The organism is Paraburkholderia sp. BL9I2N2 (assembly GCF_004339745.1).
Lineage (GTDB): Bacteria > Pseudomonadota > Gammaproteobacteria > Burkholderiales > Burkholderiaceae > Paraburkholderia.
Window position 1 is genome coordinate 60191 of sequence record NZ_SMGP01000006.1, and the last position, 14842, is coordinate 75032.

Genomic DNA, 14842 nt, shown 5'->3' on the forward strand with positions numbered 1-14842 from the left:
ATATGATCGACCATATTGATTGAGGCAGGAGAACGTCGTGCACCCCGCGATCCATACAGACGGCGTCGCCGTCATCACCGGCGCAGCAAAAGGAATCGGTTTCGCGATCGCCCAGTGCGTCGCGCGACACGGAATGCGGCTTGCGCTGCTCGATTCTGACGCGGACGCGCTTAGCAACGCAGCATCCCGTCTGCGACAAGGCGAAGTCCCCGTCTCCGTTGTCGTCGGCGACGTCACGGACATTGGCGTTATCTCCCGACTCCGGAAGAAGCGATGAAACTCGGCGACGTCTCGCTAGTCGTCAACAACGCGGCCATTATTAACGGGGCCGGCCCCTGGCAGGATCCCGAGCAATGGCGCAGGGTGATGGAAGTTAATTTCTGGGCGGCGCTGACCGTTCAACAGATGTTTGTGCCACAGCTCCTGTCGCAAGCGACACCGTCGGCTATCGTCAATCTTGGCTCGAAGGAAGGCATCACCACTCCCCCAGGAAACGCGGCGTATTCTGTTTCGAAGGCCGCCCTGCGTGTATTAACCGAACAGATGGCGCACGAACTGCGTGAACAGATTGGTTCCAAAGTCACCGCACACCTTCTGATCCCGGGCTATACGTTCACACCCATGAACTCTCCCGGGATGACCGCAGACACGCCCAAGCCCGATCCAATGTGGACCGCCGACCAGGTAGCCGAATCGCTCATCGCCGGGATGACTGCCAACGACTTCTATATCCTGTGTGAGGATAATGAGGTGACACGCGGCTTGGACGAGAAGCGCATCCAATGGTCCGCCGACGATCTGATCCTGAATCGACCCGCTCTCTCACGCTGGCATCCCGATTACAAGGAACAGTTCAGGGCATTCATTGGCACTGAAGCAGCTACCGCCACCAGCAATTCAAATTGAGCGAGGATTTACGACGCGCCCGCCTCGCCGCTATGGCCGTGCTGTTCTGCAACGGAGTGCTTTACTCAACGTGGGGCGTGTACATCCCGACGATCAAACAGAAGTTTGCGCTCTCTGACGGTCTACTTGCCATCGCAATGGTCGCCGTCGCAGCAGGCGGAATCGCAACGCTGGCTCGGGGAGGTGACTGGATATCGAAAAATGGAAGCGGACGGGCATCCGTTCAAAGCGGAATGCTCATGGCCGTCAGCGCGGCCGTCATCCCACTTATTCCGAGCGATGCCGTCCTCCTGCCGTTTCTCTTTATCTACGGGATAGCGACGGCTGCAAACGACGTTGCTGCGAACTCGCAGGGAGCCTACATCGAAGCCCGGTCGCGACGATCGATCATCGGCTCCCTGCATGGGAGTTTCAGTGCTGGTGGCCTCGTCGGGGCTACGTTTGCGAGCGTCTGGGCTGGAACCATGTGCTTGCCGCTACTCAGCTTCGCGGTCGTCTCGGCGGCCTCGTGCGCAACGATGCTGGCGGCGACGCGGTTCCTGACGAACGAACCGTCGCGGGATGGTCACTCCCCGTCCACGCCAGACATTGGCGGAGCCGTCGCGCAACCCTTCGATCAGCGGCACGTCAAGATGAGGCTGTATGCATTCGGCGCGCTGGCCTTGTCGTCGAAGGCGCCATTTATGACTGGGCTGCGGTCTACATGAGCGAAGTGGTGAAAGCATCGCCGTCGTGTACGGGACTTGGCTACGCCGCCTTTGCTATCGGCATGGCGGCAGGGAGGGTCAGCGGGGACTGGGTACGCGATCGCGCAGCCCATCGCACCTTAATCGTGCTCAGTTGCGCAATCTGCGTCGCAGGTCTCTCGATCACGCTTTCACTCCCAACGGCTGGTCCATCGACGCCTGGCTTCCTGATGAGCGGCATTGGCCTGTCGAACGTGATCCCGATCATGTTTCCGTCGGCAGGCAAACTCTCTACGGCGACGGGCCTGCCTCCGTCGCGAGGACTCGCGCTGACCATGTGCATTGCCTATGTCGGCCTTCTTGCAGCTCCATTGGCGATCGGCCCGCTGGCTGAGCTGATCGGACTGAAGCCTGCACTTACCATGCTCGCCTTCTCGGTCTTCGCGATCGGATGCGGGTGGGTCATCCTAAGCTACCGGAGCGGCGGTGTTCCGTGGGAAATCAGTCGCGCAAGAGTCGCATGACGTTCACCGCAAAGGCCCGCACACGGGCCCGGTATGCGAAACTGCCTTCACTACGGGGAGAACAGCAATGCGCGTCGCATGCTTGCATACGGCAGAAAGTAACATCGAAATATTTGGCGCTGCAGCACGGCAGTTGGGACTTCCCGACGACGCGCTCATTCACGAAGTTCGGGCAGACCTGCTAGATGCTGTCGAGATGGCGCATTCGCTCAGCCCCAATGTCGAGCGACAGACCGTTGACGTTCTGCTCCGTCTTGCAGGCCACGCGGACGCGGTGCTTTTAACCTGCTCGACTTTGGGCATCTGTGCAGGTGCTGCTTCCGTTGTCGCCGGTGTACCCGTCCTGAGAGTCGACGCGTCATTGGCTGAAGACGCGACGCGCGGTCCGGGCAACGTGGTCGTCTTGTGTGCAACCGAGACGACCGTGCAGACAACGGCAACCATCTTCAACGAGGCGGCGAAGCAGTCAGCGGCTGAGGTCGAAATACGGCTGGTAGAAGGTGCCTGGGCACTGTTCAAGCTCGGAGAAAAATTTCGCTATCTCGCTGCTATCGCCGATGCAGCGGAGCAGGCATATGCCGACGGCGCGTCGGTCGTTGCACTGGCACAAGCATCGATGGCGCCCGCGGCCGATCTGATCACCGGTACTCCGCGGCCACTGACAAGCCCTGCCGCAGGTCTCGCCGCGACGATGCGCGCGATCGGGTACGCGCAACGCTGCCCATAGTGCCGCCTGCTCATCGCGGCACCTCCCGGCGGCCCAAATCATTCTGACGACGACCGCCCCTGCACGAGCCTTGCTGCCACACCGTCCCACGCATTGCCGCACTTGCCATCCCCGTACGCCGTCTCATCCAGAAGTCGCTGCAGGCTCAACACGTCAGCGATCCCATAATCCCCGACCGTGGGAGCAGGCTGCATCCTGGCAACGGCCGCAGCACTGGCAATGCGCAGGGCATTGATCCGTTCTCTCAACAGGGAATCGAGTGCCTCGTTAAGCAATGCCCGTGTGTTCATGGGTAACGATAAAAGCGTGCTTGCGTCCCACGCCACGACCTGCTCGATGCTCATCTGAGAATCTCCCATGTCTTCACTATGTCGGGTGAGCGGTGCGCAGATGCGCAACGCTCAGGCCTAGTTGTAGCCGAGCAAGGCAATGGATGCTGTCTCTGGTCGGTCACGACTTCGTGCGATGGTCGCCAAGGGCTCGCTCAACAAGGCCGCGTAGACCGTTTTGCCAAAACCGGAACCTGAAAGCTGTCTTGTCCGGTCCCGTCGGCTCGCCCCCGAGTCTCGTTGCGCGTCCCGAGCTCCCGTCGCGGACAAGTGAAGTCGGAGCACATGTACAAAAGCATCCATGATCTGCCTGGCACTTGAGGGGAACCACCTGCAGCCCTCCCTTTGAAACCTAGAAAAAACCGACTTTGACGTCAGTCGGCGCGTTTTGGGGGATGAGACCGCGCTCCTTGAGTTCATCCCAGAAAGCGGCAGGGGCGACGGTATGCGTCGAATGCAGGTTCTGCCGGACCTCATCAACATTCTGTCCGCCGAGGAGGACCGTCGACACAGCGGGATGCATGCTCACGAACTGGATCGCGGCCGCCGAAAGTTCGATGCCGTGCTTGCGACAGACGTTCTCGATATCACGAACCTTCTGGACGATCTCAGCGGGCACGTTCTGGTAGTCGTACGTCAGAGCCTGCCCCTGAGTTCCAGTTGCGAGAATGCCGGAGTTAAAAACACCCGCGGCGAAGACTGATACGTTGCGCTCGTGAAGTTCGTCGAACGCGCCTCGCAGCGGCGCGTGATTCAGCAACGTATAGCGACCGGCGATCAGGGAACAGTCAATACGGAATTCGCGAGCGACCTCGACCACGCTGTCAGTTTCGTTCACACCCAGACCGACTGCGCCTACCGCGCCGCTACTGCGGAGCTCATCCAGCGCACGGAATCCGCTCGCGCGCATCTGCGACATGTACTTCTCGTTCGCATCGCCGTGCCACATCCGACCCAGGTCATGAACAAACAGCACATCGATGCGATCAAGGGCCAGGCGGCATTGGCTGTCTTCAAACGACCGCATGATTCCATCATAGGTATAGTCGTAAGTGTCACGAAACGGCAAAGGATCGACCCAGGCGATTCCATAGACCGAATCCATTTTCGCGACCCGGCTTTCAGGCTTCAGCACCCGCCCCACTTTGGTACTGACCAGCACATCACCACGGATTCCAAGCTCACGCAACGCGTGCCCGAGATAGTATTCGGCCTTGCCGAATCCATACATCGGTGCGGCGTCAAAGTAGCGGACGCCACCTGCGTATGCCGCGTCGATGACGCGCTCGAAGTCCGCATAGCTCACCTTGGTCTTGAATCCTGCCAGGGGCACAGTCCCCAGGCCGATCGAACTCACGTTGAGATTAGTCGTACCTACGCGACGTTCTTGATACTCTGCCATGATGTCTCCACGTCAAATTTTTTTGGCGCATTGCTATGAATTCCTAATGTTATCTGTCATTCTTTCTGGAACCCGATGTCAGCCCGACCATGCACCTGATGGGTCGGGCTGGTGCGACTGGTCTCAGACTGCCGGCGGCGGCGGCGCTTCCGACGATCCCAACGTGAACATCAGGCCTGCCGTCTGGTATCCACCATCGACATTCAGCGTGTGACCACACACGTGTCGTGCCTCCTCAGAGGCAAGAAATACGGCCGCATCCGCCACCTCCTCTGGCGTGCCGTATCGACGCTGCGGAATAAGATAGTGATAGGCATCGCGCGTCGCCTTGTCATGCTGTTCCGCAGCCATCTTGGTCGCGATGGCGCCGGGCGCGATGTTATTAACCGTGATGCCTGAGGACGCGAGTTCCACTGACATCACCTTGGTCAGCAGTTCCAGCGCCGCCTTGGAGGTTCCATAAGCTGCACGTCCGACGCCGCCGCGCTGGCCCGAAAGGGAAGCTATATTGATCACGCGGCCGTATTTGTTCGGCAGCATGCGACGCACTGCAGCCTGGGCGCACAAGAAAGCACCGACGAGATTGACCTGCAGGATGCGTTCGAGGTCTTCCCGCGGCGTGTCGAGGAACAGCTTGGTGGTGCTGATACCGGCATTGTTGACGTGGATGTCCAGCTTGCCGAACTGCTTGACGGCCGCGTCGGCAAGCAGGTCTGCATCTTCACTCTTCGTCACATCGATCCGGACGGCGCACGCCTTTCCTCCCTGACGCACAATGTCCTCGGCCACGCTCTGCGCAGCTTCGAGGTTGACGTCGCTTATCACGACACTCGCCCCTTCGCGCGCGAAAGCTCGCGCCATCACTTCGCCCATGCCCCGACCAGAGCCCGTAATTGTTGCTACTCGACCCGAAAGCCTCATTTTTTCAAACTCCTGGTAACAAATAACGCTTTGAAAGAATTCAACGTGACCAGCGTGCGATCAACCCGGATGGCCAGAACGCACCGTTCACCTTGATCAGGATGCAAGGTTGACAATCGCCTCCTGGCTGATTTCGCCCGTCCCAAGAACGCGGGCTAATCGCCCGCCCCTGAATATCGCCACCCGGTCACTTACCTGAGGGATTTCGGGGGCTTCGGAGGACACCACGATTGCCGAGCCGCCCTTGGCAGCAAAGCCACGAAGGAAGGCATAAATCTCCTGCTTCGAGCCCTCGTCGATTCCTCGTGTCGGTTCGTCGCAGATCAGCAGCTTCGGATTGGTCGTGAGACAACGCGCAAACACGACCTTTTGCTGGTTACCGCCGCTCAGGTTCTCCACTGCAATCGCGGGTGAAGCACACTTCACGCGGAGCTTGCTAACCATCGCCGCGACAACTCCCGATTCCGCTTTCGCGCGAATGAAACCCCACGGGGAAACCTTCCGAAGGGCTGAGAGACTGATGTTGTGACCGACTGACTCACACAAGACGAGCCCAGAAACCTTGCGGTCTTCGGTGACCATCGCCATCCCGCGTCGGATCGACTCTTTTTGGCACACCCGCGGGCAACGCCTCACCAAGAAATTTGATCGATCCTGAACGCGCACGTCGAAGACCGAAAACCGTTTCGACGAACTCGGTGCGACCTGACCCCACCAGCCCATAGATTCCGAGCACTTCACCAGTCTTGACCTGCAACGTGATATCCGTGAAGGTCTCGCCGTCTGAAAGAGAATCGACGGCAAGCGCTACGTCGGCGCCGGCCGTCGATTCGCCAAGCGTCGACGAATTCAATTCGTGGCCGAGAATCTGCCGCACAAGGTGGTGTCGGTCGATGTCGCAGATCCTCCCGGTTTCGACGAAAGCACCATCACGAAAAACCGTATACTCGTCCGCGATCTCGAAGATCTCCGTGAGCTTGTGCGACACATAAACGATCGCAGTGCCGCTTTGCTTGAGCCGCTTGACAGCGTCGAACAGTACGTGCACTTCATGCTCGCCGATCGCCGATGTCGGTTCGTCCATGATGACGACGTCGGCCTCGTGGCTCAGCGCCTTCGCAATCTCGACCAGTTGACATTGCGCCAACGTGATCTCCGACATTTTCGCGTCAGCTGGCACATCAAATTGCAGCCGCTTGAGGAGTGCAGCAGCGTCTTCCACCATCCGGCCGAAATCGACGATGTAGCCGAATTTACGCGGCTCGCGACCGAGATAGATGTTCTCGGCGACCGTCAGTTCCGGAACCGGTGAAAGCTCCTGAGTGATCATTGCCACGCCGTGCCTCAGCGCTTCGCTAGCACTGGCGAAGTGGACATCGACACCCTTGAGGCTGATTCTTCCTTCATCTCGCGGGATCAGGCCCATGAGGATACTGAGAAATGTCGATTTGCCTGCGCCGTTCCCACCGCACAGAGCGTGCACCGTCCCGGCCTGCAAGGTGAGGCGGCCGTTACGCAGCGCCCGTACACCACCGAACGATTTCGCGACGGATTCAACGTCGAGAACCGGAACGGTCTGACCGTACACGTCTGACCCATCTTGTACCGGCGGACCGCCGGGGATTTCGTCATTCGCCTGCATCGCTGTCTCCATACGAAGCGTCATATCTCGTTGCCAAGAGGAAGCTCGAACTTCTCTTTTGCGTGGGCCCGACCATTACCCGAAGAAGGACATCATCTCCGACAGCACAAAGTCGGGCTTTTCTTCCGCGACCCAGTGACCGCAATCAGGCACGATGCCGCCGCGCACGTCGACGCCCACGCGGCTCAGCGAAGCCAGTGACTCCTCACCGCGGCCGAATGCTTCAGCGCCGCCATACGAGAGAATGGGCATCTGCAACCGGTGTTCGCGAAGGTAGGCCTCGTTATCTGTTATGTCCTGCGGCACATTTCGGTAGTAAGCGAGGCCCGCGCGCAGTGCGCCGAAGTCACGATACGTGCGCAGATACTCAGCGATGTCTTCTTCCGAAATCGCCGTCGGTACGAAGCCGTAATTCTTGAAAAACCAACGGTAGTAGACGTCCTCCCGCCCCGTAATGAGTTGCTCCGGCAGATCGAGCGTCTGGTGGAAGGGGTGATGCCAACGACGCCCGTTTTGGGAATACGTCCCGCTTCCATCTCCCGGCACGGCTGCATCGAGCATGACGAGCTTGCGCACAAGTCCGGGATGGAAAGCCGCAAGTGCGAACGCGGCGGGGCCGCCCCAATCGTGCGCGCCAACCAGGACCGACTCGAGTTTCAGCTCTTTTTTTACCAGCGTCGCGATATCGTCGGCGACACTTTTCATGTCGTATCCGCTCGTCGGGCGCGACGTATCGCCAAGCCCTCGCATGTCCGGCGCGATGACGCGATAGCGGGTTGCAAGTGTGGGCATCACCTTGCGCCACGCATACCACGTTTGAGGCCAGCCATGTAGCAGCAGAAGCGGCTCCCCAGCGCCTGCGGTGACGAAATGCATGCGGACCTGGCCAACAGTGGCGAAGTGATGTTCGGGCTTGAATTCCATGTTGTTTCACTCGTAGAGTTTATCGAGGCCGGGATTCCGGTCATGCACCTGTTCGCTGACGGGCGTCCCCTTCCCAGTTACATGCTAGATACAGTGCGACGCTCGATCAAACGATTTGATTTCTTGCGGCGGTGATAAAAAGTCACTTTCGAATGCCGCTGACCTTGCCGCTAAGCCAGCTTCAACAAGGGGATGTTGGGAAATTGCTCTGCGCCGATCTGACTGGTTCGCAGGTTTCTTCACACACGCCTCCGTGTTGATCGCTCAACTTACCCGGCTCGGCTCGCCATCGCCCAGCGCGATCTCCGTAATTTGCAAGCCGTGTTGGTTAATACGGCTAGGATAAAACTCGGCCAATCGGCTCTCGTGCATGGGCACGATCCGCTTCTCGTTACCCCCTACCTTTCGCAGCATCTCATCGCATGCGAACACGAGATTCCATTGGCTGCCGGTCGCCAGGCCTACCGGGACGTATGCGGGGTCCGCCTCGTTACCGTCGTTAAGATTCTCGTATTTGTAGATCAGGTCACCCGCGAGCACGAATACGTCCTCCGAAGACCCGCCGCTGTTCCGGACCACCACGTACTGGGATCCCGGAGTATGCGAGTCGAACGCGGGATGCAAGTCGATGCCGGGCACGACATCCTGCTGTGCGCCGGTAACGGTAGTCAGCCGGCCGTCCTTCGCAAGCTCTACAAGCCGAATTACATCCCCAGGATCGATTCCACCTGTGAGCGTACGAAACCGGCGGGGGAGCGCCATTGCAGCAACCCATCCGGTGAGTTCGCGTTCCTGAATGAAGAAGCGGGCGTTTGGAAACAGAGCCGTCCCGCCTGCGTGATCGAAGTGGGCATGGGTAAGAAAGACGTGCGTGACGTCCTCAGGCGACACATCGCACTCACCGAGCACCTCTTGAGGCGAATGCCATCCGCCCACGCCGATCGACGCGGCAAAGTCTTTTGCGAATCCGACGTTGTTGTACCCTACGTCGACCATCGCCACGATGCCCGGTCCCTTGATAAGCACATAGGCAAATGGTAGTTTCAGGGTACCCTCATTGTGGGCTCCGTAAAATGTTGCGCTGACCGGATGCGTGTCCGAGCAGGCGTACTCGAGTACCCAAATCGAATAGCGTCCCATTTCTGTCTCCGTATTTCATGATTTTTTGCTTGCAATGGCTCAGAGCCGAAGGTCCCGTCGTAACGGTCCTTCAAGGTCACCGGAAGGTGTCCGACCGTCCGCCATGGATCCCAACCGGACGACCTCGCAGCCGCAACCGCCAGCCAGCCTGTATCCCGGAAGCCTCCGGTCGAAGTGCTTGAGTTCCCTATTGGCCAGCTTCACTACCTCCAGCACCTGGTTGAGGCCGCCCGCGAGGTTTGACACGGTGATATGACGCGCCGTGACCAGCGCCAAGCCGAGCGCGCGCAGCGCCGCCAGCAGATGCTCATGATCATGCCTCCAGCAAGCCGGCACGCGCGCGCCCCTGGCCTCATCCATGATCGAGTCATAGTTGGACTGGGCGCTGTCGAGATGCGACTGGAGCTCCAGCAACAACGAGTCTCTGGTGGTGGCGATAGCGACCACCGCACAGAGCCCAACTGTCAACCCTTCGGCCGCTTCGTAGACGTTGACTGCGTAAGCAAGATAACCCAGCGTGCCTTGTGAGTTTCCTGCTGCGTGGTCGGGCCGGGTCATCTGATCCGCAGCCCGCGACGATCCGCCTCCCCTGTTCTCGCCAGCTTTGTGCATCATCTCCTCTCCCGGATGCTGTCCATCACGGGGCGCCAGGAACGCAACCCACCTTTCAGCGTGACGCCCCCGGGAGCATTACTTCAGATACTGGCCGACGTTGTTCTTCGTAATTTCGAGCCACGGAACGGTGTACAGCTTCTGCGTGCCACCATCCCATTTGAGCAGCTTGCCCCCACACGTCCGATTGCGGTTGATAGGAAGGTCCGACGACGGCACGAAGTGCGACGTCCAGCGCCCCTTGCCCTTCAGCGCGCGCGTACTTGTAGAGCGTCATGCTCATCTGACCGTCCGCGACCGCTTTTTTCCCATCCTGGATTCCGTCAATGGCGATGACGGGCACCTTGGAGAAATCAACCTTTCGGGCCTTCATTGCCTGGATGGCGCCGAGAGCCATCTCATCGTTCTCCGACAACACACCCTGGATCTGCCCCTGGTACGCGAGGAGCCAGTTATCCATAATCGTCTGACCTTCCGCCCGGCTCCAGTTTCCCGATTTGCTGGCGATCACCTTGATTCCGGGATTGGCCTTCAGGCCTTCGTCAATGCCTTTGCGGCGGTCGATTTGCGCAGACTGGCCGATCGGCCCCTCGAGGATAACAATGGTCCCCTTTCCATTAAGGCGTTTGGCAATGTCTTCGGCGATCAGTTTGCCGCCCTCCTGGTCGTCAACGATGACTGTCGACGTCATCTTGTTCGTGTTGGCCTTGAGCGCAGAATCCACGACGGGGATCCCCGCAGCGACAGCCTTGTTGATTGCTGGTGCCGCTGCGTTGAAATCAAACGGCGCCACGACGATTGCGTCGAACTTCTGCGTGATGGCACTCTCTATCTGGTTGCTTTGCGTGAGCGGATCGAACTTACCATCGAACACAACCAGCTTGACCTTCCCGCTCTTCACCCATGGATGATCCTTCATCTCCGTGGTCCACGTGTGCATGTACTCTGCCGATTCGCCGAACGATGCGACGGCTATACGAAGCTGCTTGTCCGCAGCCTGGGATGATGCCGCAGTCGTGAGCGCCATCGTGGCGATCAGCGCAAAAAGCGTTTTCCGAAACATGTTTGTCTCCTCAATATCAAAGTTGATTTCTATTTGCGCAATCTGTCGACAGCGACCGCCAGCACGATAATTGCGCCCTTCAACAACTGCTGGTAATACGACGAGACGCCCATCAGGTCCATCCCGTTGTTGATGGTCGCGATGATCAACGCCCCAACGAGGGTGCCGAACAGCGTTCCACGCCCACCGGAGAGACTGGTTCCACCAATCACGACGGCGGCGATCGCATCGAGTTCGTACCCGACACCTGCCTGAGGAAGCGCGGCCGTTGTACGGGCCGTCAGGATCAGTCCAGCCATGCCTGCAAGTGCACCGGATATCACGTAGGTCAGTGCAATAACCGTCCTCGTCGATACGCCGCTCGTCTTGGCCGCCCGCTCGCTGCCTCCCACGGCATAAACGTATCGACCGTACGGCGTGTAGCGAAGCACGACCCACGCGACGGCGAACACCGCTGCGACAATAAGGACTGGGACGGGAATTCCGCCTACGCTGCCCGCGCCGATCCACACGAATGCATCAGGCAGGTCAGACACGGGGCGACCATCCGAATAGATCAGCGTCATGCCACGGGCCATGCTGAGCATGCCGAGTGTGGTCACAAAAGGCGGCAGCCTCAGCCGGGCCACTAGTAGCCCATTAACCGCGCCGAGCACGATGCCAGTGGCAAGGCCGGCGAAGATTGCGGCGGGAATCGAATGCAGCACAGAGCCGGGCGAGACCACGCCTGCTATGAAGCCCGCCTGCATCGAGGACGTGGTGATCAGGCTGCCCGCCACCATGCCGGAGATGGCCATCACGGAGCCAACCGATAGATCGATACCTCCGGCGAGGATCACGTAGGTCGCGCCGAGTGCGAGTACCGCGTTGATTGCGGACTGTCTTAGCAGATTGACCCAGTTGTCCCACGTCAGGAACACATCGTTCGAGACGGAAAAGAATGCGCAGATAACGATGAATACGCCTGCGATCCCCAAGGTCCTGACGACGGTTCCGAGGTGACGCGCAATCGAGAAATGCGCTGTCTCAGGTACTTGACCAGTAAATGCCCTGTTCTTCATGTCTCCACCTTGTCTGTGAACGGCCCGTGCATCGAAGTGCTGTGCCTTAATCTCATGCTAGGAATGCTCAAGGGTTCATGCAAACGATTTGATTTCCCTGTAAGGTGAGAAAAACTCCGCGGCGCCTTCCTCACCTTGTCCTGTCACGCTGATGCGCAGGCTTGCATCAGGAAGCAGGAAGACGAACCTTTCGGCCATAGCAAACGGTAGCCTTGGTCTTCTGCAGGCCAGGAGGTTTTGGGATCGCCGTCACGACGAACGCGGGACATGCGAAGTGGCACCGGATGACTCCGGATGCATAGACGGACTGGAAATAATTCCGATCGACGCTGAACCGCGAGGGCCCAGGCCGGGACATGCCCGGCCTTGGACCGCCGAAGCTGTGTGCCCGGCGTATCAGCGGTCGTGCAGAATATCTGCGTCCTTCGTTTCCCTCGAAAGCGCAACGCAGATCCCGGAAATCAGCGCCGTTGCGACGATGTACGCTGCGATCGGATATGGTGAATGGTAATGGCCGAGAAGGTACGCGCCAACAATCGGCGCCGTACCGCCCCCGATGATGCCGCCTATATTGGTGGCGACCGCGAAGCCCGTGAATCGCGCACTCGGTCCGAAAGCCTCGCCAGTGAATGACGGTGCCGGCCCGTAGACAAGACCGTAGCCCGTCATCAGCAGCGCCGAGCCAAGCAGCATCGGGAAGAAACTCCCCGTACTGAAAAGAAACCAGAATGGAAAGGCTGACAGCGCAATCACACCAAGACCGATCAGCATCGCCTTTCTCCGCCCAATGCGGTCGGACAACGCGGCGGAAAACGGAACCGCGACAAGATGGGTGCAGATTGCCAGCATCACCACGAGCAAAACCATCGTATTCGAAAGACCCAGCTCTCTCTGACCATAGCTAAGCGAGAACACCGTGAACAGATAGAAAGTCGCGAAGTGGCAGATGACCGCGCCGGATACAAGCAGCAGTTCGCGCGGATACTCGGCGAACAGGCGTGCTGCCGGTGCCCGGTCGGGGCGACTGCTTTGCGTGCGGACCTTCGCGGCCGATTCGAAAACAGGCGATTCCGCAACGCGGCTTCGCACGTACAAGCCGATCAGCAACAGAAGCAGACTTGCGATAAATGGCACTCGCCAGCCCCACGAATAGAATTCGGCGCGTGTAAGGAACGCATTCACGGCAAGCAGAAGACCGGAGGACAGAACGAAGCCAAAGACAGGCCCCACATTGTTCAGTCCTGCGTAAAACCCTCTCTTTCGTCTGGGTGCGTGCTCGAGCAACATCAATACGGCGCCGCTATATTCACCGGCAAACGCGAAGCCCTGGATGAAGCGTAATACGCACAGAAGCAATGGCGCCCAGAATCCGGCCGAAGCGTAGGTGGGCAAGAATCCGATTCCCGCCGTTGAAAGCCCCATAGTGATAAGCGTGAGATACAGCAGCTTCTTGCGACCGATGCGATCGCCAAAGTGCCAAGCACAAGCGATCCCACGGGTCTCGAAATGAAGGAGATTGCGAAGGTCGAAAGCGACAGCAATCGTGCTACCGCAGCATCCTGTCCGGGAAAGAAGAGCGGTGCGAAAATCAGGGCGGCGGCAGTCCCATACAGGTACAGATCGTATGTTTCGAGCGCCGTGCCAAACAGGCTGCCAAAGATCACATTGCGCATGCGTCTCGTGTCAGCTTCATCGGCGAGGTGCGCGTCGTTGGCTTCCGTGTAGGCGGAAGGAATTTGCATGATTGTCTCCGTCTTTGTATCGATTCATCGTCGGCCAGCGCTGGCGCGCGTTGGCGGCAGAGCGATGCCAGCCGTTCGATGCAATATATGACCGGAGCAATTTCAGGCCAAACGATTTGATTTCCGGACTCGGAGAGGAAAACTCACAGACTCGCTTTCGTCAGACCACTTGCAGTGCTACTTGCCGTTGCTTTCGGTCTCGCGAAGCTCGTCCCGAAGCCATTCCACCAGCGCGATCGTCTGGGGATGCGTTTCTACATGCGGAGCGACCCACAATACCAGTTGTCGTGGACCTGGTACAAACCCGAAAGGCGCGACCAGACCTGCAGAATCGAGTTCATCACGAACCAGCATACGCGGCACGGCCGCCATACCAAGACCGCACTTCGCAGCCTGAATCAGGAGATAGAAGTGATCGAAAGACTCTGCGATGACTGGCGGGTTCGCCAATGCGTTGCCTGAGGCCTCGAACCAGTTGCTCCATGCGGCTGGGCGGGTGTTGGTTGTCAGAAGCCTTGCACGCTCAAGATCGCAGGGCTTGGCGATCCGCGTTGACCGCATGTACTCAGGCGAACACACGACGCCAATGTACTCGTCAACCAGATAGATCGGTTCGATCCCCTTTGCCGGCTTGATCGCATTCGTCCGTATCGCCACACTGATATTGTCACGGGAGAAATCGACCTCTCCGTAGCTCGTATTAAAGCTTAGTTCAAGCGAAGGATGCTTCTTGTGCAGCTTCGTCAGTCGGGGAAGCAACCAGTACATCATGATCGACGACGAGCACGACAGCGTGAGCGGGCCAGGCTGGAGCTGGTCAACGCTTGCCTGTATGAGATTGAATGCGCGTGTCAGACCTTCTGCTAGGCGCAGTCCTTCCGGCGTCGGATCGGTCGCATGGGCATTACGCAGCAGCAGCAACACGCCTAGCTGCTCTTCAAGAGAGCGGATGTGACGGCTGATTGCGCCGTGAGTCACACACAGTTCGTCAGCTGCGGCGCTGAAGCTATGGAGCCGGGCGGTAGCTTCGAACGCCCGGAGCGCGTTTAACGAGACACGAGGCATGCAGAATCCCAAGGATAGCCAACGGGGGGGCGCTTGCAACATCCCCACTCGTCAGTCTGCCCAAGGCGATGTCTCCCTCCGCCAGCCTATTGTGAGTT

15 protein-coding genes and 1 pseudogene are annotated in these 14842 nt (G+C 58.9%); 5 read left to right on the top strand and 11 right to left on the bottom strand.

Features of this window, described 5'->3' with window-relative positions; translation table 11 throughout:
• Positions 1-37 precede the first annotated feature (37 nt).
• The 5 genes from B0G74_RS47605 to B0G74_RS43910 all read left to right on the top strand — a co-directional run bounded on the left by B0G74_RS47605 (position 38) and on the right by B0G74_RS43910 (position 2843).
• A complete protein-coding gene (locus B0G74_RS47605) occupies positions 38-277 on the top strand; it encodes an SDR family NAD(P)-dependent oxidoreductase (RefSeq protein WP_207915811.1) in 240 nt (79 codons plus the stop codon).
• A complete protein-coding gene (locus tag B0G74_RS43895) occupies positions 274-906 on the top strand; it encodes an SDR family NAD(P)-dependent oxidoreductase (protein WP_207915813.1) in 633 nt (210 codons plus the stop codon). The genes B0G74_RS47605 and B0G74_RS43895 overlap by 4 nt, the downstream gene beginning before the upstream one ends.
• Positions 903-1613: an MFS transporter gene (locus B0G74_RS43900; RefSeq protein WP_132384085.1), complete on the top strand. Its 711-nt coding sequence runs from the start codon at positions 903-905 to the stop codon at positions 1611-1613. Before B0G74_RS43895 ends, B0G74_RS43900 begins: the two co-directional genes overlap by 4 nt.
• Positions 1610-2116 (top strand): hypothetical protein, encoded by a 507-nt coding sequence (locus B0G74_RS43905; protein WP_132384087.1) that lies wholly within the window; start codon positions 1610-1612, stop codon positions 2114-2116. The genes B0G74_RS43900 and B0G74_RS43905 overlap by 4 nt, the downstream gene beginning before the upstream one ends.
• Positions 2117-2183: 67 nt before the next feature.
• Positions 2184-2843: an Asp/Glu racemase gene (locus B0G74_RS43910; RefSeq protein ID WP_132384089.1), complete on the top strand. Its 660-nt coding sequence runs from the start codon at positions 2184-2186 to the stop codon at positions 2841-2843.
• A gap of 38 nt (positions 2844-2881) precedes the next feature.
• Here B0G74_RS43910 and B0G74_RS43915 read toward each other — a convergent pair whose 3' ends face one another.
• The 11 genes and pseudogenes from B0G74_RS43915 to B0G74_RS43965 all read right to left on the bottom strand — a co-directional run bounded on the left by B0G74_RS43915 (position 2882) and on the right by B0G74_RS43965 (position 14744).
• Positions 2882-3187, bottom strand: a complete 306-nt coding sequence (locus B0G74_RS43915; protein ID WP_132384091.1) for a hypothetical protein — start codon at positions 3185-3187, stop codon at positions 2882-2884.
• Positions 3188-3524: 337 nt separating this feature from the next.
• Positions 3525-4574: an aldo/keto reductase gene (locus tag B0G74_RS43920; protein ID WP_132384093.1), complete on the bottom strand. Its 1050-nt coding sequence runs from the start codon at positions 4572-4574 to the stop codon at positions 3525-3527.
• Positions 4575-4697: 123 nt separating this feature from the next.
• Complete coding sequence (locus B0G74_RS43925) at positions 4698-5495, bottom strand: 3-oxoacyl-ACP reductase family protein (protein ID WP_132384095.1); 798 nt, start codon at positions 5493-5495, stop codon at positions 4698-4700.
• A 96-nt stretch (positions 5496-5591) separates the two neighbouring features.
• Positions 5592-7083, bottom strand: a pseudogene (locus B0G74_RS43930) (sugar ABC transporter ATP-binding protein).
• 129 nt (positions 7084-7212) lie between these two features.
• A complete protein-coding gene (locus B0G74_RS43935) occupies positions 7213-8061 on the bottom strand; it encodes an alpha/beta hydrolase (protein ID WP_132384097.1) in 849 nt (282 codons plus the stop codon).
• A gap of 264 nt (positions 8062-8325) precedes the next feature.
• On the bottom strand, positions 8326-9201 hold the full coding sequence (locus tag B0G74_RS43940) for an N-acyl homoserine lactonase family protein (RefSeq protein ID WP_132384099.1): 876 nt from the start codon (positions 9199-9201) through the stop codon (positions 8326-8328).
• Between the two features lie 39 nt (positions 9202-9240).
• Entirely contained in the window at positions 9241-9816 is a 576-nt protein-coding gene (locus B0G74_RS43945; RefSeq protein ID WP_132384101.1) for a hypothetical protein, read from the bottom strand.
• A gap of 52 nt (positions 9817-9868) precedes the next feature.
• Positions 9869-10876, bottom strand: coding sequence for a substrate-binding domain-containing protein (locus B0G74_RS43950; RefSeq protein WP_243658599.1), 1008 nt, complete (start codon positions 10874-10876; stop codon positions 9869-9871).
• Positions 10877-10905: 29 nt separating this feature from the next.
• The gene (locus B0G74_RS43955) at positions 10906-11937 is read right to left on the bottom strand and encodes an ABC transporter permease (protein ID WP_132384103.1); all 1032 of its coding nucleotides are present in this window, start codon (positions 11935-11937) and stop codon (positions 10906-10908) included.
• Between the two features lie 396 nt (positions 11938-12333).
• Complete coding sequence (locus B0G74_RS43960) at positions 12334-13359, bottom strand: MFS transporter (RefSeq protein ID WP_243658600.1); 1026 nt, start codon at positions 13357-13359, stop codon at positions 12334-12336.
• Between the two features lie 497 nt (positions 13360-13856).
• Positions 13857-14744 (bottom strand): LysR substrate-binding domain-containing protein, encoded by an 888-nt coding sequence (locus tag B0G74_RS43965; RefSeq protein WP_132384105.1) that lies wholly within the window; start codon positions 14742-14744, stop codon positions 13857-13859.
• Between the last annotated feature and the right edge of the window lie 98 nt (positions 14745-14842).